The 22,287-nt window shown below is 40.1% G+C and carries 18 protein-coding genes; 11 read left to right on the top strand and 7 right to left on the bottom strand.

Annotation, left to right across the window (positions count from 1 at the left end):
- Positions 1–190: 190 nt before the first annotated feature.
- The 6 genes from CIK86_RS15795 (at position 191) to CIK86_RS15770 (ending at position 7,916) form a co-directional block, all read left to right on the top strand.
- Positions 191–871 (top strand): HAD family hydrolase, encoded by a 681-nt coding sequence (locus tag CIK86_RS15795; protein ID WP_086996843.1) that lies wholly within the window; start codon positions 191–193, stop codon positions 869–871.
- Positions 872–1,050: 179 nt separating this feature from the next.
- On the top strand, positions 1,051–2,772 hold the full coding sequence (locus CIK86_RS15790; protein WP_086996846.1) for a hypothetical protein: 1,722 nt from the start codon (positions 1,051–1,053) through the stop codon (positions 2,770–2,772).
- A gap of 60 nt (positions 2,773–2,832) precedes the next feature.
- Positions 2,833–4,356 (top strand): mannitol dehydrogenase family protein, encoded by a 1,524-nt coding sequence (locus CIK86_RS15785; RefSeq protein ID WP_086996851.1) that lies wholly within the window; start codon positions 2,833–2,835, stop codon positions 4,354–4,356.
- Between the two features lie 2 nt (positions 4,357–4,358).
- A complete protein-coding gene (locus CIK86_RS15780; RefSeq protein WP_011329842.1) occupies positions 4,359–5,273 on the top strand; it encodes a carbohydrate kinase in 915 nt (304 codons plus the stop codon).
- Between the two features lie 301 nt (positions 5,274–5,574).
- Positions 5,575–7,047 carry a carbon starvation CstA family protein gene (locus tag CIK86_RS15775; protein WP_086996854.1) on the top strand — a complete coding sequence of 491 codons (1,473 nt, stop codon included), beginning with the start codon at positions 5,575–5,577 and terminating at the stop codon, positions 7,045–7,047.
- Positions 7,048–7,223: 176 nt separating this feature from the next.
- The gene (locus CIK86_RS15770; protein WP_011329844.1) at positions 7,224–7,916 is read left to right on the top strand and encodes a cupin domain-containing protein; all 693 of its coding nucleotides are present in this window, start codon (positions 7,224–7,226) and stop codon (positions 7,914–7,916) included.
- A gap of 235 nt (positions 7,917–8,151) precedes the next feature.
- Here the strand turns inward: CIK86_RS15770 and CIK86_RS15765 are convergent, their stop codons facing one another.
- The 3 genes from CIK86_RS15765 to CIK86_RS15755 form a co-directional block, all read right to left on the bottom strand.
- Positions 8,152–9,099, bottom strand: coding sequence for a carbohydrate kinase (locus CIK86_RS15765; RefSeq protein WP_086996857.1), 948 nt, complete (start codon positions 9,097–9,099; stop codon positions 8,152–8,154).
- A 111-nt stretch (positions 9,100–9,210) separates the two neighbouring features.
- On the bottom strand, positions 9,211–11,595 hold the full coding sequence (locus CIK86_RS15760; RefSeq protein ID WP_086996860.1) for a TonB-dependent receptor: 2,385 nt from the start codon (positions 11,593–11,595) through the stop codon (positions 9,211–9,213).
- A 170-nt stretch (positions 11,596–11,765) separates the two neighbouring features.
- The gene (locus CIK86_RS15755) at positions 11,766–12,992 is read right to left on the bottom strand and encodes an MFS transporter (RefSeq protein WP_086996863.1); all 1,227 of its coding nucleotides are present in this window, start codon (positions 12,990–12,992) and stop codon (positions 11,766–11,768) included.
- 176 nt (positions 12,993–13,168) lie between these two features.
- Here CIK86_RS15755 and gtfA point away from each other — a divergent pair, with 176 nt between their 5' ends.
- On the top strand, positions 13,169–14,641 hold the full coding sequence (gtfA, locus tag CIK86_RS15750) for a sucrose phosphorylase (protein ID WP_086996866.1): 1,473 nt from the start codon (positions 13,169–13,171) through the stop codon (positions 14,639–14,641).
- A 95-nt stretch (positions 14,642–14,736) separates the two neighbouring features.
- On the opposite strand, the gene CIK86_RS15745 is transcribed toward gtfA, so the two are convergent.
- The gene (locus CIK86_RS15745; protein ID WP_024597773.1) at positions 14,737–15,768 is read right to left on the bottom strand and encodes a LacI family DNA-binding transcriptional regulator; all 1,032 of its coding nucleotides are present in this window, start codon (positions 15,766–15,768) and stop codon (positions 14,737–14,739) included.
- Between the two features lie 114 nt (positions 15,769–15,882).
- Complete coding sequence (locus CIK86_RS15740; protein ID WP_010553616.1) at positions 15,883–16,782, bottom strand: LysR family transcriptional regulator; 900 nt, start codon at positions 16,780–16,782, stop codon at positions 15,883–15,885.
- Between the two features lie 97 nt (positions 16,783–16,879).
- On the opposite strand from CIK86_RS15740, the gene CIK86_RS15735 reads away from it, so the two are divergent.
- On the top strand, positions 16,880–17,755 hold the full coding sequence (locus CIK86_RS15735) for a DMT family transporter (RefSeq protein WP_010553617.1): 876 nt from the start codon (positions 16,880–16,882) through the stop codon (positions 17,753–17,755).
- Between the two features lie 82 nt (positions 17,756–17,837).
- Here the strand turns inward: CIK86_RS15735 and CIK86_RS15730 are convergent, their stop codons facing one another.
- Entirely contained in the window at positions 17,838–19,058 is a 1,221-nt protein-coding gene (locus tag CIK86_RS15730; RefSeq protein ID WP_011329847.1) for a Xaa-Pro peptidase family protein, read from the bottom strand.
- A 189-nt stretch (positions 19,059–19,247) separates the two neighbouring features.
- Here CIK86_RS15730 and CIK86_RS15725 point away from each other — a divergent pair, with 189 nt between their 5' ends.
- The 3 genes from CIK86_RS15725 (at position 19,248) to CIK86_RS15715 (ending at position 21,169) form a co-directional block, all read left to right on the top strand.
- Positions 19,248–19,643, top strand: coding sequence for a hypothetical protein (locus tag CIK86_RS15725; protein ID WP_167376945.1), 396 nt, complete (start codon positions 19,248–19,250; stop codon positions 19,641–19,643).
- Positions 19,644–19,860: 217 nt separating this feature from the next.
- The gene (locus tag CIK86_RS15720; protein WP_176359686.1) at positions 19,861–20,277 is read left to right on the top strand and encodes a carbohydrate porin; all 417 of its coding nucleotides are present in this window, start codon (positions 19,861–19,863) and stop codon (positions 20,275–20,277) included.
- Positions 20,264–21,169, top strand: coding sequence for a carbohydrate porin (locus tag CIK86_RS15715; RefSeq protein ID WP_086996875.1), 906 nt, complete (start codon positions 20,264–20,266; stop codon positions 21,167–21,169). Before CIK86_RS15720 ends, CIK86_RS15715 begins: the two co-directional genes overlap by 14 nt.
- Positions 21,170–21,278: 109 nt before the next feature.
- Here CIK86_RS15715 and CIK86_RS15710 read toward each other — a convergent pair whose 3' ends face one another.
- Positions 21,279–22,181 carry an AraC family transcriptional regulator gene (locus CIK86_RS15710; RefSeq protein ID WP_024605394.1) on the bottom strand — a complete coding sequence of 301 codons (903 nt, stop codon included), beginning with the start codon at positions 22,179–22,181 and terminating at the stop codon, positions 21,279–21,281.
- Positions 22,182–22,287: the final 106 nt, after the last annotated feature.

Here is a 22,287-nt window from a genome sequence, read left to right as displayed (position 1 = left end):
ATTTATATATTTTTTGTAAACTTGATTAAATACAGCGGCTTTTAGTTTTGTTTATTTATGTTTGTAGTAGCGACAAGTAAATTCGTTCACTTTTTGTTGACATTCAAAAACAATAAAGGGAATATGCTCGCTAGCCGGGCTTATGCTCATTTGGTGTTTTGCACAAAAAGTAAATGTTTAAGGTAACCCAATGAACGCTAAAATTGATTTAGTAATATTTGATTGCGATGGGGTAGTCATCGACAGTGAAATACTCAGCGCTCAAGTGTTGATTGATATGCTTGCGTATTTAACGGTTAACATTGACCGCGGATATGTACAGCAACACTTTTTGGGGTGTAATTTTAAAACCGTAAGTCAAAAAATCCAAAACGCCTTTAATGTCACTTTGCCAAATAGCTTTGAAGATGATTACCGAGAAGCGCTCTTAAATGAGTTTGGTTCAGCGCTCAGTACAACCGATGGCATAAACGAAGTACTTAATAACTTAGCTGTGCCCAAATGTATTGCCACAAGTAGCAGCCCAGCACGTACAGCTAAAGCATTAGATATAGTTAATTTAAGCAACTGTTTTAGCAATGCAATATTTACCAGCAGTGAAGTAAAGCGTGGTAAACCCGCCCCCGACTTGTTTTTACATGCAGCTAAGCAAATGGGCGTAAAACCAGAGCATTGCTTGGTCATTGAGGACAGCGAAGCTGGCGTATGTGCAGCCATAAATGCCAATATGCAAGTACTGCATTACAGTGGCGGGCAGCACATGCAAACGGCCATTAACTATGTTCGTAAAGCGTATCCAAATGTTGCTCACTTAACTCATTGGCAGCAGTTTTTTACAGCTTATCCTGCACTTAAAAGTAAAAACATTTAAACATGGCTACTTATACCAACACACATTTATAGGGTTTATAAGTGGCAAAATATAAGCGTTGTTAGTACTGATATTAATTATAAAAACTAAAACAAGTGGTTACGCGTTTATAAAACTAAATTATAAGAAGCAAAGTCTTTAGGTATTAAGTACTTTGCTGTTAACAACTAGGAAATACCATGGCAACGAGTCCACACACACACACATTTAAAGATGTAAACGAAGAGCAACTTCCGGTTGCTAATAATAAGCTTCACGGCTGGAAACACTTTGCAGGGCTATACGCTGGTGAACATGTTGCTGCCACTGAATTTGTTATTGGCGCAACCTTTGTTGCATTAGGCGCATCAACCATCGACATTCTATTGGGGTTATTAATAGGTAACCTGTTAGCAATGTGTTCTTGGTGGCTAATTACGGCACCCATTGCAGTACAAACCCGCTTAAGTTTATATAACTACTTAAACAAAATTGCTGGTAACTCAATGACCAAGCTCTATAACTGGGCTAATGTAGTTATTTTTAGTGTTATATCGGCGGCCATGATCACGGTCTCCTCCACGGCCGTGCGGTTTTTGTTCGACATACCCGCGCAGCTTGATTGGTATCCAAACAGCTTTTGGTTTGTCGCCATTGTTTTAGCCGTTGGCTCAATTGTTGTATTTGTTGCTATGTATGGCTTTTCAACCGTTGCTGACTTTTCAAAACTGTGTGCGCCCTGGCTATTTGTTATATTTATTGCAGGCTCGTTCGCGTTATTCCCTGAGCTTTCAAACCACGTATTGGGTTCTACCTCTTTAACTAGCTTTAGCGACTTTATGACCATAGGCGACTCCTCCATCTGGACGGGCACCAATGCCGATGGTGAAAAAGGTATTGGCCTATTAGAAGTGATTGGCTTTGCATGGGCTGCTAACTCAATTACTCACTTTGGTTTAATCGACATGGCTATTTTTAGATTTGCTAAACGCAAAAGCTATGGCTTGTTCTCTGGTGTGGGTATGTTTTTTGGTCATTACTTAGCGTGGATCTCTGCCGGTATTATGGGCGCAGGTGTTGCGGTATTACTTAAAACAACCATTTCGTCACTTGATCCGGGCGATGTTGCATACCATGCATTAGGTTGGACTGGATTTGTTATTGTAATTATTGCCGGTTGGACTACAGCTAACGCAAACCTATACCGCGCAGGTCTTGCTGCACAATCGATTTTTGTAAATCAGTCACGTGAGCGTACAACCGCTATTGTAGGTGTTGTAACCGTGATTATTGCGTGCTTCCCGTTTGTATTTTCACAAATGCTACCACTACTTACCTACGCCGGTTTATTAGTTGTGCCAGTGGGCGGCATTGTATTTGCCGAGCATGTGTTATTTCCTAAAATTGGCTTAACACGTTACTGGGCTAAATATAAAAATATTACCCGCAGTATCCCTGCTATTGCCTCATGGGCACTTGCACTTGTGTTCGGTTTTGGCTTAAACGCAATTGATATAATGTCGTTTTACTACTTGTTTATTCCTACCTGGATTTTCACCATCGTTATTTACACACTTTTAGCTAAAAAATACGGTGCCGGTGAAGATTACACGCAAGAGATTGCAGCAGAAGAGCAAGAGCAACGTGATATTAAAGAATATCAAGCAGCTGAGGCTAAAGACATTCCAAAGCCAGTAATTGACAGCTCTGTATTTACCAAAGTTCTTAATGGCATATCGACTATTTCATTGGTGATTATTTTTATATTTGCCAGCCAAGTGATGTTTTTCAGTGACACTATGGTGATGTACAGCGCTAATAAGTCGCAGTTCGAAATTGCCTGTTTTATTTGTACTGTTATTTATTTTGTTACTGCGTACTGGTCGTTAAAACGCCATAAAGTACTCAATACAGCATCGTAATTACTTATTGTAATACAGTATCGTAATTTATATTTTATTTTTGTTTAGTAAGGTCGCACCATGACGCAACATCAACACACAAACGCTCTTGTTACAGGGCTAAACCAACAGAGCTTGGCTCAATTACCAAGCCATGTTGACACACCAAGTTACGACCGTAGCGCCGTTAAAGCGGGGATTGTTCATATTGGTGTAGGCGGCTTTCATCGTGCTCACCAAGCAGTATATGTTAACGAGCTTTTAAAAACCCCAGGCTCTGAGCAGTGGGGCATATGTGGTGTTGGCCTGTTAGAGGGTAACCGTGGTCTGCGTGATATTTTAAAGCAGCAAGATTACCTTTACACGCTAACTGTTAGACACCCAGACGGTAAAATAGATAACAAAGTAATTGGCTCAATGATCGACTTTTTGTTTGCTCCAGAGGACAAACAAGCGGTAATTAATAAACTCGCACACAGCGATACTAAAATTGTATCGCTTACTATTACCGAAGGCGGTTATAACTTTAACCCGGCAACGGGCGAATTTGATTACAGCAATCCAGATATTATTAACGACATTAATAACCCGAACGACCCAATTACGGCGTTTGGTTACATTACTGCTGCGCTAAAACTGCGTAAAGAGCAAGGTTTGGGCGCGTTTACAGTACAGTCGTGCGATAACATTCAGCATAACGGTAACGTAACACGCAAAATGCTTTTAGCCTTTGCTACAGAGCAAGACAAAAACCTAAGTGAGTGGATTGAGCAAAACGTATCGTTTCCAAATGCGATGGTTGACCGCATAACACCGGTATCTAAAAAGAGTGATATTGATTACGTGGTTGATGCCTATGGTGTTAGCGACGAGTGGCCAATTACTTGTGAGTCGTTTACACAATGGGTAATAGAGGACACCTTTAGTGACTCTCGCCCAAATTGGGATGTTGTTGGTGCACAGTTTGTAACTGATGTGACGCCTTATGAAACCATGAAAATACGTTTACTTAATGCTGGGCATTCTGTGCTTGGTTTATTAGGTTCAATTCATGGTTATGGCACAATTGACGAAACGGTATCTGATGAATTATTTGCCACATACCTACGTGCTTTTATGGATAAAGAAGTAACGCCAAACCTTGAACCGCTTGAAGGTATTGATCTTCAAAGCTACAAAGATACGTTAATAGAGCGTTTTGCTAATCCTAATATTAAAGACGGCCTGGCGCGTATTTGCAGTGAAAGCTCTGCTAAACTGCCTAAGTTTTTAATTGCCACAATTAACGAAAACCTAGTACAAGGTCGAGATGTGTCACTGGCAACACTTGTCATTGCTACTTGGTGTTTATACAGCGATAAAGGTGTAAGTGAAAAAGGCGAAAAGCTTGAAATTCAAGATGCTATGCAAAAAGAGCTAAATGCATACGCGCAGCAAAGCCAAGCTAACCCAACTGCATTTTTAAAGCTAGCAAGCTTGTTTGGTAAGCTTGAACATAACGAAGCTTTTACTGCAGAGTATAAAAAATCGATTGCCGCGCTATACGCACGTAATAGTAAAATTAAAGCTATTATGCAGGCTGCACTTGAGCAAAAGAGTAACTAATTATGAGTATTTTAATTAATCATAAATCAGGCGAAAACGTAAGTGTTAGCTGCTTTGGCGAGGTACTGTGGGATTGTTTTGACTCTGGTAAACGCCTAGGTGGCGCGCCGCTTAATATGTGTGTGCGTATTAACTCACTGGGCATAAAAGCCGACATGATCAGCGCCGTTGGTAACGACGAGTTAGGCGCTGAACTGCTCGGCGAAATTGCGAGCAAAGGCGTAAGCTGCGATTATATTGCTATTAACAGTGACAAAAAAACCAGCACGGTTGAGGTAACACTCGATAGTGGTGGCTCAGCAAGTTATGAAATAGTGGCAGATACAGCGTGGGATAATATAGCGCTTACAGATGAGTTACTGAGTAAAGTTAAAAGTAGCGATGTATTTGTATTTGGCAGCCTAATAGGGCGAAGCGAAACGTCTTTGGCAACATTAAATCAATTAGTTGATGTAGCAAACTTTAAAGTATTTGACGTAAACCTACGTGCGCCTCACTACACATTAGCAACACTCGTAGATTTAATGAACAAAGCCGACTTCATCAAATTAAACGACGAAGAGCTATACGAAATTGCTAAAGCTATGGGTTGTAAGTTTCATTCGCTTGAGCAAAACTTAGCCTTTATTGCTGCACAAACTAATACCGAATATTTATGTGTAACTAAAGGCAGCCATGGCGCATTACTCACCATTAAAGGCGAAAACTACTATAACTCAGGCTATTTAATTAGTGTTGTTGATACAGTTGGCGCAGGGGATTCGTTTTTAGGTTCGTTAATTTATCAGCTGTGCAGTAGTGATTGCGCACAACATGCGGTTGACTTTGCTTGTGCTGTTGGCGCTATGGTCGCCGAAAGTGCCGGAGCAACACCTACTTTAACGCATCAACAAATAAATGAATTTATGAACCCATAAATAAATTGGTGATAAGGTATTGTTAATTGTTATCGATAGCTTATCGGGCAACATATAAAGGCAGATTTACCCAGTAAAGCTGCCTTTTTTATTACTTTAAATCTTTATGTTCTGTACAGTTAACGCTCAATAAGGCCACGAAATAGGTCTAAGTTATTTTATTCGACTATAGTATTAGCTAAACGTCTTATAGTAAGAATATTAATCCTTTGTTAATGTTCGTCGATTATTCACGGAATGAAAGGCCGGAGCGGCAAACAGTGCGCTCTATAATACAAATACAAAAAGAGAAACATGCTTTATGATCATCTTTTTTATCTGCATCACAATTTTAATACTGGGTTACAAATTTTATAGTCCCTTTGTTGAAAAGCAAGCAGGTTTAGACTCAACGATTGAAACACCACAAAAGCGCTTTAGCGAAGGTGTTGATTACGTGGCTATTCATCCTGTGCGTGCATTTTTAATTCAATTTTTAAACATCGCCGGTGTAGGTCCTATTTTTGGTCCTATTCTTGGTGCCTTATACGGACCCGTTGCACTAGTTTGGATTGTACTAGGTAACGTGTTAGGTGGTGCTGTTCACGACTTCTTCTCAGGTGTTATGAGTATAAAAGAAGACGGAAAAAGCCTGCCAGAAATAGCCGGGCATTACTACAATATTGTATTTAAAGGCTTTATGCTGATATTTACTGCCATGCTACTGTTTTTTGTAGGTGTAGTATTTATTATGAGCCCTGCGGGCTTATTAAGTAACCTTGATTTTTTTGAAGGTACAATGCTGGCAAATAACACCTTTTGGGTGTTGGCTATTTTAGCGTATTACTTTTTAGCGACCTTGCTACCAATTGATAAAATCATTACTAAGTTTTACCCAATTTTTGGCGCTTTAATGATTGTAATGACAGTTGCTATTGCAGTTTCGTTATTGATTAACGCGCCACACTTACCCGTTGCAGGTGACTTTTTAGCTTACTTTAGTGGTGACCATGCACATGACTTTTTAGAGCCAAATCCGGATGGTTTACCTACGTGGCCATTGTTATTTATAACAATTACCTGTGGCGCTATTAGTGGTTTTCACTCAACGCAAGCACCTATTATTGCACGCTGTTTAACAAACGAAAAATATGTACGCCCGGTATATTACGGCGCCATGATGTGTGAAGGTATTGTTGGTTGTGTTTGGGCACTTGCTGGTATTGCAGCATTCCCAGAAGGTTATGCCGGTTTAAAAGCATTACTTGATCAAGGTGGCCCAGGTTTAGTGGTTAATCATATTGCTAATAGCTACTTAGGTGTATTTGGTGGTGTTATGGCTATTATTGCTGTAGCTGTATTCCCAATTACTTCAGGTGATACTGCGTTCCGTTCACTGCGTTTAACCGTAGTTGATGCGTTTAATATTCCACAAAGCTTACGTAATCGCTTATTAGTAGCGATTCCAATTTTAGCAATTGCTTACTTTATGACTAAACTCGACTTCTCGCTTATTTGGCGCTACTTTGCATTCTCAAACATGCTGCTTTCTACTAGCGTATTATGGCTGGCAACTAAGTACTTGTTTGACCGCGGTGCATTCCATTGGATTGCCAGTATTCCTGCAGTAATTGCTACAGCAGTGACGCTTTCATACATTATGACAGCGGCAATTGGTCTTAACTTATCAAGTGATATGGGTAAGCCAATTGGTGCAGTGGTAGCGGTAATTGGTTTTATTACACTTGCCATAGTGCACTCTAAGCACAAAGGCAGAGTAAAAGTTATTAATTAAAAAATGACCATAAATCATAAGTGTTAATTAAAAACGAGCAACTAAACCTGCTCGTTTTTTTATGCCCAATAATAAAGCTCCATCACACTTACGGCTAAATAACATGACTTAATTTAATGCCACTAATATAACTGCTATTATTTGTTAATTGCTTTAACTGAGTTAGGAAATACAAAATGAAAATAGCCGCTGATTTTAGTAAGCGCGTTGTTGTACATAGTGAAAAACTAGAGTGGGTAGCCTCGCCAATGGCGGGAGTACATAGACGCCCTTTGGACAGAGTAGGTGATGAAGTTGCCCGCGCTACAAGCATAGTGCGCTATGCGCCTGGCAGTGAATTTTCGCCGCATATACATACAGGTGGTGAAGAGTTTTTAGTGCTCGATGGCGTATTTCAAGATGAGCACGGCGATTACCCTGTAGGTAGTTATATTCGCAATCCTCCCCAGTCAAAGCACAAACCGGGATCTCAGGGGGGCTGCGTAATATTTGTAAAATTGTGGCAGTTTCAACCACAAGATAGACAGCATGTGTGTTTACACACTAAAAAAATGCAAGGCGTTACGCACCCCCAGTTTAATAATGTTAGCGTAATTTCTTTATATAAAGATAACTTTGAAGAGGTAAGCTTACTGCACTTTAAACCTAACGCCGACATGGTTATAAATGCAAAGGATGGGGCTGAGCTGTTAGTACTTGAGGGGTTGCTTAACGAGCAAACAGATACCCTTATTAAAAATAGCTGGTTAAGAGTGCCTATTAATAGCACTGTTAATGCTAAAGCAGGAAGTACAGGCGCAACAGTCTGGCTTAAAACCGGTTATTTAACTGATGTAGCAAACCAAATCACTCGATTAAAAAATGCATAATTAACCACTTCAAATGAAGTAGCAAAACACCCGTTATAGCTGATCTTTGAGTTGTATCAGTATGAGCCTTAAGCTATCACCTATACTCAAAGAAAATCATATTTTGCGAGGTTCGATATCTTTAAAATACCACCGCAACTATAGATTGATTAGCAGTTTCGCTGTAAACCTTTGTCCTATGAGAAGTCACACGGATAAATTACTTTAAAGCCTCATAATATGGGGCTTTAATCGTTTAAATTACATCAGCTAATACAGGTAATGCCGGAAAGGCTCCTTTAGTTAAACAGGCTTTTGAGCCACATTTAAGAGCAAAGTGCAGGGCGTCTTTTACGCTCGCTTTATCATTTAGTTTATCTGCTAGTGGTAAATCACTTCCCAATTTATTTAAGTAGTATAAAACCCCCGCTATAAATGCATCACCCGCGCTTGTTGTATCTACGGCGTTTATTTTTGGTGCCGATTCGTTAAGTGTAAATGCGCTGTGGTAAACCTTTGCAGGCTCTGGCCCATCGGTTAAAAACACCAGTTTTACTCCGGTATTTAATAGTGTTTGAATGTAATCATCGCTCGTTGTATCGCTATGTTGGGCTAAAAAATTAAGCTCATCACGCGAGAGTTTTACTATGTCACAATAGGTGTAACAAGCTTTTACATTGCTTGCTATATCGTTTGTGTTTTCCCACAAGCTGTAGCGTAAATTTACATCAAAACTGACGAGCTTATTATTCGCTTTTGCAAGTTCTAGCGCTTTAACCGTTGTGCTGGCAATTGCTGATTCGGTCAATGTGTTTGAGCAAAAGTGTAGTGTACTTATTTCTTGCCAATTTATACGCACTAAATGCGCCTGGGTTAATAGTACATCGGCTGTGTTATGGCGATAAAAGCCAAAACTACGCTCGCCGATTTCATCAAGGCTTACTATAACCATAGCTGTTTGTGAGCCTGCAATGGTAAATAAATAGTCTGTATTTACATTGTATTGCGCTAATGCATTACTTAATTGATTGGCAAAATGATCGTCCCCTCTACCACCACAAAATGCAGCTTCACCTCCGAGTTTTGCATAGCCAACAGCTACATTGGCAGGTGCGCCACCTGGTATAGGTAAATAGGCAGAGTTATTCGCATCTTGTGGCAGCATATCAATTAATAGCTCGCCTAAGCACAGAAGTTTGGTCATTTGGAATATCCTAAAAAGCCTAGCAAGGCTAGGCTAAAAAACGTGAAGGGTGTTAATTATTCATACTTTAAAAGGCGCTACAGTGACTACTCACCGCAGCGCAATACACATTTAGTTAAAAGCGTATTTTAAAGTTACCGACGTTGTGCGGCCGTTAATAGCTCGGGCACGAATAATGTTGTTTTCAGGTACTGAGCCTTCTTCTGCTTCTGTAATACCTACTGTATCAAATAGGTTGTTCACATTAAGCGCAATATTAAGGTTTTCAGATAAATCATAGCTTACAAAGCCATTTACCTGTGTGTAGCCGTCAAATTGCAAGTCGTTATTATCTTGAGCGTACGCATCGGTAGTACCAATGAAACTTACCCCTGCAGCGCCTTTTTCATAGTTGTAACGTGCCATTAATGAGTAAATTAAATCGGCTTGACGACGTGGCGTATTACCTACAACATCTGGGTTAAGCGCATCTTTTGCTATTTCTGCATCGGTCCAGGTTAAATTACCGCGAAAATCCCATGCATCAATAAAGTAAGTAGATTCTATTTCAATCCCTTTTGCTTCGTATTCACGGTCAAAAAATGTTTGTGATGTTGCTTCAAAGTTTTGCTCTTCAGTTTCGGCAAAAAACGCAGTAGCAAATACTGATAACGAATCAAAGCGCTTCTTAACACCAAACTCAAACTGGTTTACTTCATCAACAGCGTCTTCTTTTGCAACAGAGCCGTCGGCGCGTACTTTACCAAATAAAAGACGGTCAGCATTTGCACGACCACCTTTACTAATACGTGCAAACGTAGCAAGGCTTGGGTCAATTTGATAATTAGCACCAATTGAATAAGAAGAATAGTTCCAGTCATAATTTACTGGACTTGCGTTTGCAGTATCAATACCTGCAACGTTTTGCTCAGGGATTGATATTTCACCGTCGCGGTTCATATCTACTGTTGAAGTCACTGCACCTGCGTATGTTCCGCGAGCTTCACCGCTATCGTAGCGAGCACTAGCATCAATACTGACATCACCTAGCTTAGTAGAAAATGCTACGTAAGGGGCGCGTGTATCGTATTCCGTATCGTAATCACGTTGGCAGCAGTTACCAAATGCACTGTAAGCGTATAAACCGTTTTCAGATAACTCAGTGCCATCGCCACCTGTTACATTTAATAATGCAGCATTGTCACCCTTGAGCTCCATTACGTAAGAGTTCCATAACCACGACATCGCAATGTTTTGCGTAGATGCATAGTAACCAAATGTAAGACTGGTATCATCGTCGAACGATTTAGTTAATTTAAAGTCATTAACTATAGATCCAAAGTCATTCATTGTGACATCAAATGTCACCATCTTCATTGCTAAACCATCGTTAAACGCTTCACCGGTGTTCGCGTTACTCAAGGTTGCACCTGCGCCACCAATGCTTTCTGCTATTGATGTTGCACTGCCTACTTGTTCTGTGAAAGGTGAATTAAAGTTACCGCTAATTGATGATTTACGAAAACGGTTTTCGATACGCCAATCGTTATCTAAATCAAATACAGCTTCGAAACCAACAGAGTCAACCTTTGGATTCATACCATCGTGGATATCGCCGCTACTGATTTGGTTTTCACTATTTAAACGTACTGTTTTAGTAAATAACGCTGAGTGAGGTGTGTCTGATTGCGCATCAAAGCCAGCAATAGAGTCACCATTTGAGTACATTGGCATAGGAAGGTAGCCAACACTTTTATCGTCTAAGTGTTTGTAATAAAGGCGCACGTAACCGTTGTCGAAATCTTTAGTAAGGTTAGCTTTTATTTGGCCACCTTTATTAGACGTGTAACCTGTTTCGCGCGGGCCTTCGCCTTGACGAACAAAACCACCAACATGAAAACGCACGCTATCGGTTAAGTAAGTACCGTATTCGAAGTCTGTACGAACGCTGTCATAATCTAGGCCTAGAGTTGTAGACACACTGCCAGATTCGCTTTTGCCATTTTTAGAGATAAAGTTAATAATGCCACCAGGTGCATTACTTGCTGCAGTAGATGCTGAGCCACCACGAATCGATTCGATAGTCTGCACCGTATTATCTAATCGCATAAAAATATCTGAATTACCAAAGGCAACATCACCAAACTGCATAACAGGAAGGCCATCTTCTTGTAGTTGTAAAAACTTAGCGCCACCCGATGCTACAGGTAAACCACGAACAGCAATGTTAGCGTTACCTTCGCCGCCAGTTGATTCGGCGCGAACACCCGGAATAATTCTAAATGCTTCAGCCGTTGAGCGAGGTGTAGACACCTCTACTTGTTCAAGCGATAAACTGCTTACTGATGAACTCGACGCCATAATGGTTGTTCGGCGAGGTACACCGGTAACAACAATTGTTTCAAGGCCCTTGTTGGCTTGGACTTTGGTTTCTTGCTCATCTTGTGCATGAACGCCTTGGCTTACAGCAAGTGCCAAAGCACTGATTAAATATAAAGGTGTGTGGTGTGTTGTCATGTTAACGCCTCATTGTGTTGAACCCAATAGGATTTGTCATTTTTACTTAATCGATTAAGTAAAAATAACAAATATTTTACAATAAGCAAATCATTTTGTGTTTAATTTGTTCTTTTATTATTCATATTTTGATTTTTAAGGTGTTTTTATTGTATTGAAATACAAGTTTATTAAGCTGTTGGGTTACTTTCTTGTAAAGCACTCATTGATGGGTCGCGTAAATAATTGAACAACATAGCTACAAATAAAATCACGGCAAACCCTGTTGCTAAGTAAAAGCCATAGCGCACATGGCCAAAGTAATCGCTGATCATACCCATAAATAAAGGAGCTAAAGCAGCCGATAATGCGGTAAAAAACAATATAACGCCGGCTACGGCTCCATGGCGCTCAGCAGGGAAACACGATATACCTTTAGAGTTTAAAGTTGGATAAACCATAGACATAAATAAACCTGAAAGAGGTAGTAACCCTACAGCCCAGTCAACACCACCAATAAGTGTACCCACATAACAAAGCGCAATGCCTAAGCTTAAATAAGCCATAACACCTTGCCAGCTATAACGGTTTAGTAACCATACGGCAATAAAGCGACCTGCAGCACGTAGTATAAAAAATATAGTAAGTGCATAAGTGGCAAGGAGCGGCCAAGAGCCTGTGTAGTCTTTTAATAGCGTTGGCATCCATACATAAATAGCCACTTCAGTCGCTACATACAGTGCAATGGCTAAAGAAAAGCCAAGTGCATAAGGGTTTTTTACCATTTTCAGGGTAGTGGCAAGCGAAGCAGGCTTTTCAGTTGTTTTAACCACGTCAGGGTAGTCTGCGCGCCATGCTAATAAAGCAAGTATTAAACACATTACGCCCGCAGTAATATACAGGTATGTCCAACTTACGTTTTGCACTAATAAAACACCAACTAGGGCAGGGCCTACAATAGCGCCAATGCCAAAAAATCCCTCAACCTTGTTCATGGTTTTAGTATGGTCGTCGTTACTATGTGAAATATCGCCAAGCAATGCCAGTGCGCCGGTTTTAAATAAACCAATGGCCAGACCTATGCAGCAAAGCAATACTAAAAAGAAGGTAAAACTGGTGCTAAATGCAAATAAAAAACAACTAGCAGAAAATATTAATAAACCCAGCATAATGGTTTTTTTACGGCCAAGGCTGTCAGCTAAAAAGCCTAAAAATAATCCACTAAAGGCTATTAATGCCATGGGAGCGTAATGAAATGCACTAGCTTGAGTCATGCTCAAACCGAAATCCTTTATAAGTTCGGGGATTATCATGCCGACTGCGTCAGAGGTCATGGCAAACATAAAAAACATCATATATGTAAGCCAGCGTATTTGTTGCAGTGGGCCGCTGCTTACTTGTGTGTGTGATTTTGTCATGTGTTTATTCCTCGTTAAATTCTCTATTAACACTTCGTAAGTCAGTCAGTTGCTTACTGTAGTATTACGTGAGCCACGAAATTTGTATGTAAAATTATTAAAAATTACTTGTAAATTTTTACTCGCTAGTTAAAGATATATCTTAATCGATTAAGTTTCAACATGGTAATCACACAATGATGAAGAATAAAGTTCAATTGATCACATATGCTGATCGAATCACTGGCCAAAATATAGGCGCGCTAACCACACTTTTAAACGGTCCTTTAAAAGGCGTATTTGGTGGTGTGCACTTATTGCCATTTTACAATCCTATTGATGGCAGCGATGCTGGCTTTGACCCTATTGATCATAGTGAAGTTGATTCTAGAATAGGCACTTGGGAAGACATACAAGTATTAGGTAAAGATCTCGACTTAATGGCAGACCTAATTGTTAACCATGTATCGGCGCAGTCTTTTCAGTTTCAAGATGTATTAGCTAAAGGTAAGCAATCAGAATTTTGGGATTTATTTTTAACCAAAGAAGATGTATTTCCAAATGGTATGAGCGAAGCTGAGCAAAAAGCAATTTACCGCCCACGCCCAGGTAGCTGTTTTACGCCAATGCATTGTGGCGACGGCCAAACGTATGATTTTTGGACCACTTTTACCGACAATCAAATCGATATAAACGTAAAAGTAGAAGCCGGTGTTGCGTATTTAAATAACGTACTTACTAAATTTTCGGCTAACAATGTAAATATTATTCGTTTAGATGCGGCGGGCTACGCCATTAAGCAAGCGGGCACTAATTGCTTTATGCTTGATGAAACATTTGGTTACCTAGATAACTTATCTAAGCAAGCAAACGATTTAGGCATGGAAACCATTGCAGAAATACATAGCCATTATCAAACTCAGGTAGAAGTGGCAAAACGTGTAAATATGGTTTACGACTTTGCGTTACCACCACTTATTTTACACAGCTTATTTAACAACGATGTAGATGCACTGCTCAAATGGTTACAAATTTCGCCACGCAATTGCTTAACCGTACTTGATACACACGACGGTATTGGCATTATTGACGCAGGTCCAATGGGCGACAAGCCAGGGCTATTAAATGCACAGCAGATTGATAACCTAGTAGAAACAATGCACGCCAACAGTAACAACCAAAGCCGCCAAGCTACGGGCGCTGCGGCGAGTAATGTCGACTTATATCAAGTTAACTGTACGTACTACAACGCATTAGGCGCTAAAGACTTTGATTACTTACTGTCGCGTGCAATTCAATTTTTTGCACCAGGTGTACCACAAGTATATTACGGCGGCTTATTTGCCTGTGAAAATGATATGGATCTATTAGCTAATACAAATGTTGGCCGTGATATTAACCGCCCATATTTAGATGCAAATATAATCGACAAAGCCTTAAATAAGCCTGTAGTAAAAGGTTTAATTGAATTAATTAAAATTCGCAATTCACACCCCGCGTTTGCAGGTGAATTTAGTGCCCAAGGTGAAGGCAGTATGTGTTGTTTATCGTGGCAACTAGGTGAGCAAACTATTTCACTTACTGTTGATTTTAAATTACGCCATGCACTGATTACGCAGCTAAACGGTGATGAAGAAACAACGATTAACTTAAATTCATTTTTAGCTTAATGCTGTAAAAGTAATTTACAAACGCCATGTAAAACAAAAGCCAAGCTACTTAAGCTTGGCTTTTTAATACATAAAACAATTACAAGGCTTGTAAGCTAACTACTCGCACCAATCTCTAATTCGTAACTGACTTCCTGAGTTTTTTCTTCTTTAGAAATAAATAATTCAGCGGCTATAACGCCTTTTTCTTGGCTGTTTTGATGAATAGTGGTTAGGCGAGGTACAAACCGGGCTGCTTCATCAATACCATCAAAGCCCACAATACGCAGTTCTTCACCTATTTTTATGCCTTGCTTTATTGCTTCTCGCATTGTGGCAAGGGCAATTAAATCACTCATACAAATTATAACGTTAGGATGCGGTGATGCACTAAGTACTTCTTTTGCAGCAATATTGGCAAAACGTTCGCTACTTTCAGGTATATTCCAAATACGATCGTCAGCTACCGTAATATTTGCCTCGCTTAAAGCGCGTTGATAACCACGTAAACGTTGATGAGAAATAGATTGTCCGGCTTCAAATTCGTAATGCTCATACACGCGGCACAATACGTTTTCATCAAGTAATCTAAGTCCCAAAATAGCGACTTTATCATTTTGATTATGTATAACGTGCCTAGCAATTTCGTAACTGGCTTGCTCATTATTTATATTTACAGAGGCATTGCGGGCTATATCAAAGTCAATAGTCACCACATGTTTAGACACTATTTTTAACTGCTCAACCAATGCATTATTACGAGGACGGCCATAACAAATAAAACCATCAACAAAGTCGACTATGTTATTAAGGGTATCGCTATTACCTGAAAACAATAAAACATTAATGCCGTTTTTTTCAAGCACCGAAGTAACACCGCGCATAAAGCTGCTAGCCACAGGATCCGACACCATGTATTCCACACTATCGGGCAGTACTAAAGCGACAATATTAAATGTGCCATTACGCAATGATTGCGCGGCCTTATTAGGCCCGTAATAGCCCAAAGTTTTACACGCTGCAAGAATATCTTCTCGGCGTTTAGCCGATAGCTGATCAGGGCGATTAAACGCATTAGAAACCGTAGCATTAGACACACCTAATTCTAGAGCGATACTTTTTAAGGTCCAGTGGGCCGGTTTTCTCATGAGTTATGATTATCCTTTAAAAAGACTGTGCTTAAATTAATAGAGATAGTATAAAATCAAATAATAGTTATAGCTATAAACTGGCATGAAGTATGATGACTTAATACTTTCATTTTATTTTTTAACCTCGGCCCACTGGGCTTTTAGCCAGCGGCTTAGGGTAATAATATCGGTTTGTTTTGCTCGCGATTTTTTATATACAAAATAAAATTTACAGCCGGTTTCAACTCCATGCAGTGGCAACTTAACTAAGTGGTTATCGTGCTGTGAGGCAATAAAAAACGCATCAATAAGCGTAATACCTAAATTATAACGCGCAGCTTCTGCGGCCAGTATAACGTGACTAAAGTGATTAACTCTTACGTTTTTAGGCAGCTCAAAGCCGCCGCTTTTACACCATTGCTGCCAGTCATTGGTGCTACGTTGCTCTGACTCATCATACTGCACCGACAACAGCGGGTGCTTCCATAATTCATTGGGCAGCGATTGATTTTTTAATTGCTGCCACATGCCTTTGCCACAAGCAGGGTAAAGCTTTTCTGCAAATAAAAATAAGCTGACAAACTCACCTTTAGGTGGCGTTGTGGTAATAAAACAATCGGCAACACGGTCGCTAAAATCCGCCTCATCTACAATCATATTTAAAGTTAAGTCGATATCTGGCGAGTCATGTTTAAAGCTTTCTAATCGCGGTATTAACCACTTTACAGCTAATGAGCTATAAAGTGCTAAACGAATATGCCCAGGCTCGCCGTAACGTATTTTTTGTGTGGCAGAGGCTAAACTGGTTAATGAATGACTCACTTCTTGATAGTAACGATTGCCCGCGTCGGTTAACGAAAAGCTACGACCACTGCGGTTAAATAGCGGCTCGTTTAAATATTGCTCTAGTAATTTAACCTGATGGCTCACGGCACTTTGCGTTACATTTAGATGTTCTGCTGCTTTAGAAAAACTATTTAATCGCGCTACAGATTCAAAACACTGAACAGCACGTAATGGGGGTAATTTCATTATTAGTTAAATTCATACTAAAAGTATTTTAATCATTATACATAATTAAACGAATTGCTCTATGCTAGCGTTTTTAATTTGCGGGCACGGAGTAACAATGCAAAAAATATCGGTTGGCTTAGGCATGACATTACTTGTGGTGGGTAATATTATTGCGGTTTTTTCTGATGCTATAATCAAAACTTTACCAGCAGAAAGCCCCACGTTTCAGTTTGTATTTATGCGCCAACTTACCGCAGTATTAATTTTGCTCCCGTTTTGTTTGTCGGCGAATAAAAAACATTTATTTGCCGGTTTAAAATGGCATGCGGTACGCGGACATGTATGGTTATTTGGTATTATATTTATGGTGTTTGCGCTCAAAGCTTTACCGCTTGCAACCGCTAACGCTATTTTTTATGCAGCGCCTTTATTAATGCTACCTTTAGCAGTAATGATATTTCGTGAACAGCTAACAAAAAGCAGCATAGCTGTGGCTGTTATTGGCTTTATAGGGGTACTTATTGTTATTCAGCCTACCGACATTAATTGGGCGGCTATATTTGCACTTGTAGTCGCAATTACACTGGCAATAAATAATGTACTAATACGAAAGTTACCTAAGCACCATAGTATTATGCAAACTTTGTTACTTACCAATTTAGTAGGTATGCCTGTGGGATTAGGTTTGGCGCTGTGGGAAAACGAGCCATGGCATTGGGCTGCACTTATTACTGCGTTTGGCTCTACACTGTTTATTTTAATTTATGCGGGAATTTGCGTGTATGTTTATAGCAAAATCGAATCGAGCCAAGTTGCTAGCGCTGAATATAGTGGCTTAGTGGCGGCTGTCGTTGTTGGTTTATTTTGGTTTGGCGAAGTACCTACACTTGGCTTAATAATTGGCGCATCGTTAATTATTTTACCCTTAGTATGGTTGGCTAACGTACAAAAAAACAAACAGCGATTGGTTAAACGTCAACTCACAAAATAAACTACTGCGCGTGGTGTGTACTGCGCAGTAGTAAATAGTCGTTTAAGCCAAATAAACAAATATAAGTTAATTAGAGCTTATATTACTTTTGTAAACCAAACGGGTCGTCAATACTGTGGCTAGGCTCGGTAAACCATTTTGCACCACTGTCGGTCATATAAAAATGATCTTCTAAGCGTACCCCAAATTCATCCGGTATAACCAGCATTGGCTCGTTACTAAAACACATGCCAGCGGCTAGTGGTGTTTTATTACCGCCTACCAAGTAAGGCCATTCGTGAATATCTAAACCAATGCCGTGGCCTGTACGGTGCGGGCAACCAGGTGTTTGGTAATCAGGGCCTAAACCTTGCTCGGCTAAGTAGCTGCGCGCAGCTGTATCTACGTCTTCACATGGCACGCCAATTTTTGCTGCATTGAAAGCTGCAATTTGTGCTGCTTTTTCATTATTCCAAAATTGACGTTGGCGATCAGTTGCTTCACCAAACACATAAGTGCGGGTAATATCAGATAAGTAATCATGTACTTTACAGCCAGTATCAATAAGTACCATGTCGCCTTTTTTAAGAATTTGCGGATCTTTTACCCCATGCGGGAATGACGTTGCAAGCCCAAATAACACGATACAAAAGTAGTTACCCGGCGCACCTACTTTTTGATGCGCTAGCTTTATAAATTCTTCTACTTCAGTGGTACTAATACCTTCGTGTAGCATGCTTGCCGTGGCTTGGTGAACCACTAAGGTCATATCCATAGCGCGTTGCATTAACGCCAGCTCATTGGCTGATTTATGCATTCTACAATGTGCTGTAACCGGCTGGGCATTCACTAAATTTAAGCCCGTTTGCGCTTTATTAATACCATCAAAAATAAAGAACTGCGCGCTTTCGTCAATACCAATAGTGCCATTAGCCGCAATACCCATTTCCGTTAATATATTAACAAATAACTGATATGGGTTTTGATGCTCTTGCCAACCACGGATTGGCCCGTCAATTACTTTAAAACCATTAAGTGAGCCAATTTCAAAATAAGGAGCTATGTATTGCACTTCACCTTTAGCTGGCAAAATTGCGCCAACTAAACGCTCACTTGCATACCAACGCATACCGGTAAAATAAGCGAGGTTAGTACCTGCATTTAAATAAATGGCATCAATGCCATTGTTTTGCATATACGTTTGCGCTTTGGCTATACGAGATAAATATTCTGCCGGTTGAATAGGGGTTAAATCGCTGGTCATATTGCTTAAGCTAGCGAGTGCTTGTTCTTTGGTTTGGGTGCCAATACCAATTGTGGTCATAATGATCTCCTCTTTTATGCGGCTATTGTGCTTGTGCGGCAGGTTAACTGCAAGTTGCTTGCGGTAAAACTTTGTAATCTGAGCATGTATTTAATAAAGCCAATGCGCTATATTAATTTAAGTGCTAGGCAGTTTGATTGCTGCGTATGTTGTTTAGTAAACTATAAAAATAAAAAAAAAGGTGGTTGTATGGCTCTGTTGTGGTTGGGGGTTTTATTTATAATAATTGGCACTTTGCCATTTGTACGCTGGTTAAAATGTAAAGTAAGTAAACGCCACTGGCGGGTTTGTGTTGTAGAACAAATAACTGCCGTGGCAAATAATCAAATAACGGCACCCGAAATGTTGCATCAGCCAACTATGCTAGTGAGTTTTCATTTTGATGGGCAGGTGCACAGTGTATTAGTGGAATATCGTGAAAAAATGTTTACCCGTTTTAAACAAGGTAAAACCTGCACACTGTTAGTTGACAAAAATAACCCGCAGCAGGTTTATAATAACGCAATACTTTGGCAAAGCTACGGATTAGTATGGTTATTAGCCGGTATTAGTTTATGTGCTTTTAGTTATTTTAGTTTGATTTAGCTTGATTTAAATCCCCTCGTTATCCCTTAATAGCGTTTAAGTGCAGCGCTTTTGAGGGAGCCTACCACTCTGTTTACTCTTCTTTTCTCGGAAGGATTCGATAAAATGGCGCTGCAAATGCATTTAATGTAACCCCACAACGACTATGGTAAACATGAAATATAACAAACGAATTAAGTCCTCTTTATCACTACTTTCAATATTATGCGCCGCTACAATGAGTGTTCACGCAGCAGAGCGCCCCGCTGGTTTATCGGATGAGGATATTGCATACGTTAAACAGCTAATTAATAATGAAATGCAAGCGCAGGATGACGCTAAAGCTAAGCAAGAGTTAGATAATGGGTTTGAATTTAATGGCTATTTTCGCTCAGGTACAAATACCATTCTAGGGAGTGGCAGTAAAAACAATGGCTCTTGTTATTCACTTAACTACCCTAAAAATGACGGGGTTTATTATCGCTTAGGTAACGAATGCAGAGACTACAGCGAGTTTCAGCTGAGTAAAAAACAGCAGCTAAATGGGGTTAACTTTAAAGCCGTATTTATGATGGACTTTGCCGGGGATTCAAGAGATCCAACCGCAACGGAGGAGTGGTCAAGACGCTCAAGGCAGCTTTATGTTACTCGATAATGGTACGCTATGGATTGGCCGCAGATATTATTACGATAAGGCAGTTGGTAGCGTACATATATTAGATTACAAACATATGCAAAGCTCGGGTAACGGCGTGGGTGTATCTGACATTACGGTAAATGAAACCGATAAGCTGCATCTTGCTGCAATCACTTATGGTGGCGAGGGCGAACTTACAGGTAACAAAGCCACTGCTGATACTAACTATCAAAACTTTATGGCCGACGTACGCTATGAAATGGACGTAGGCGATGCGGGTAAAGTGGTATTTGCACTGCAAAACTTATTTGTAAATGATGCAATTGATGAAGCTGGGCTTACCGATGGCAGAACATTTACAGTGCAATGGCAAAAGCAGTTAGGCAATGTTGATCAAAAAACAGTGATTCAATATGGTACAGGCGCTATGGCGCAAAACCCAGGCGCTGCCGGTACTGATGGCGGAAGCTTTGATTATGCGGCAGATAGCAGCTCAAGTGGTTTTCGCATTTTTAACAATGGCTTAGTTGATATTACCGAAAAATTTAAACTTGATTACATGGTAATGTACGAAAAATCATCTGATTATCACACCCTAAAAAGTGTTGGTGTGCGCCCGCATTATTCAATATCGCCACATTGGAGTGAGCTTGGTGAAGTGGGTTATAACGCTTATCAAACCAAAACAAACGGCATTGAAAATGATGAGCAAACACTCATGAAGTATGCGCTAGCATTACAAGCAACAGCCGACTCGACCGAATATTGGTCGCGTCCATCGTTACGCTTTTATCTAAGTAATTTTGATTGGAACAAGGCTGCCGGGCAAGAGTCTGGGTTAAGTGTTGCAGGCAAAGAGGGCGACGAAAGTGCCTTAGTTGCAGGCGCTCAGGTTGAAATTTGGTTTTAATACGCAGTATTAATGTGCAATAAAAATACAATAAAATAAGTTTCGTAGGCGCATTTAGTGCCTACGAAACGTTAATTAACCTCGCTGTAAAATTAATCTAAACCACCACTTAATGACTTTTCTTGGCAATGCTTGCTGGTGGTACGCCATAGGCGTGTTTAAATAAGCGGCTAAAATGGCTAGGGCAATTAAAACCCAGCTCATAACACGCTTGGCTAACCGTGCGCCCCTGCAACAATTTACTATAGGCTTTTTTAAGCCTAAGTTGCTGCTGCCACAGTGCCGGGCTAGTACCAAAGGCCAACTTAAATTGTTGATAAAACTTGCTGCGACTCATGCAGGCAATTTTACACAGCCTCTCTATATCCAATGCTTCATTTAAGTGCTCTTCTATGTATTGCAAAGCATTATTTACCGGTGTTTTAAGCTGCGAATTATTGCCGTTTTTTAGTAATAAATCTCGACTTTGCTGCTGTAGCAAACGGGTAATAAGCTCGTTTAACGATAAGTCGATTAAATAACCTCGCTGCTCGTCGGGCTCACTAAATAAATGCACCATACGCGCTAAAAGTTGTTGGGTTTGGCTATTGTGCTGGCTATGTACCAGCTGCGGTGTATAGGCAAATAAGTCATCGCTGGCAAAGCGTTGCTCAATATTGAGTGCATTAGCCACCTGCGTTATTTTATCTGTACTTATTTCTATGGCAAGGCAGGTAGTAGGCGCGCTTAAAGATGCTTGTTCAAAGTCAATTAACACCCCTTGCTCTGGTGCTAATACAAAGGATTCGTGAGGTAAAAATGCCTTATGGTATTGGCAGCTCTCTACATGCATTACCTTTTTACCACTAAGCATGGCGCAAAAAAGTAATTCTTTTGAATGCAAAGCTACTTTTTGCGCATTTTGATAAGTATCGTAAATACTTAGCTCGCTATTATCGGCAGCAAAGGTCACTTTATTTTCAATTAGCACCTTTAATTGCTGACGTTGCTTATTTAATTGCGGAGTATGCATTTTAATCCCTTTTAAATCTGGACTCATAGACAACTTTTGTGGACAGCAATACATGCTTTTAAGTGTTTGATAGTCTAATGTCAATCAATGCTGATTAATTATAAAG

It is taken from the genome of Pseudoalteromonas sp. JB197 (assembly GCF_002332205.1).
Classification (GTDB): Bacteria; Pseudomonadota; Gammaproteobacteria; order Enterobacterales; family Alteromonadaceae; genus Pseudoalteromonas; species Pseudoalteromonas nigrifaciens.
Note: the sequence above shows the minus strand (reverse complement) of the source record. Positions and strands in the feature narration are given on the sequence as shown.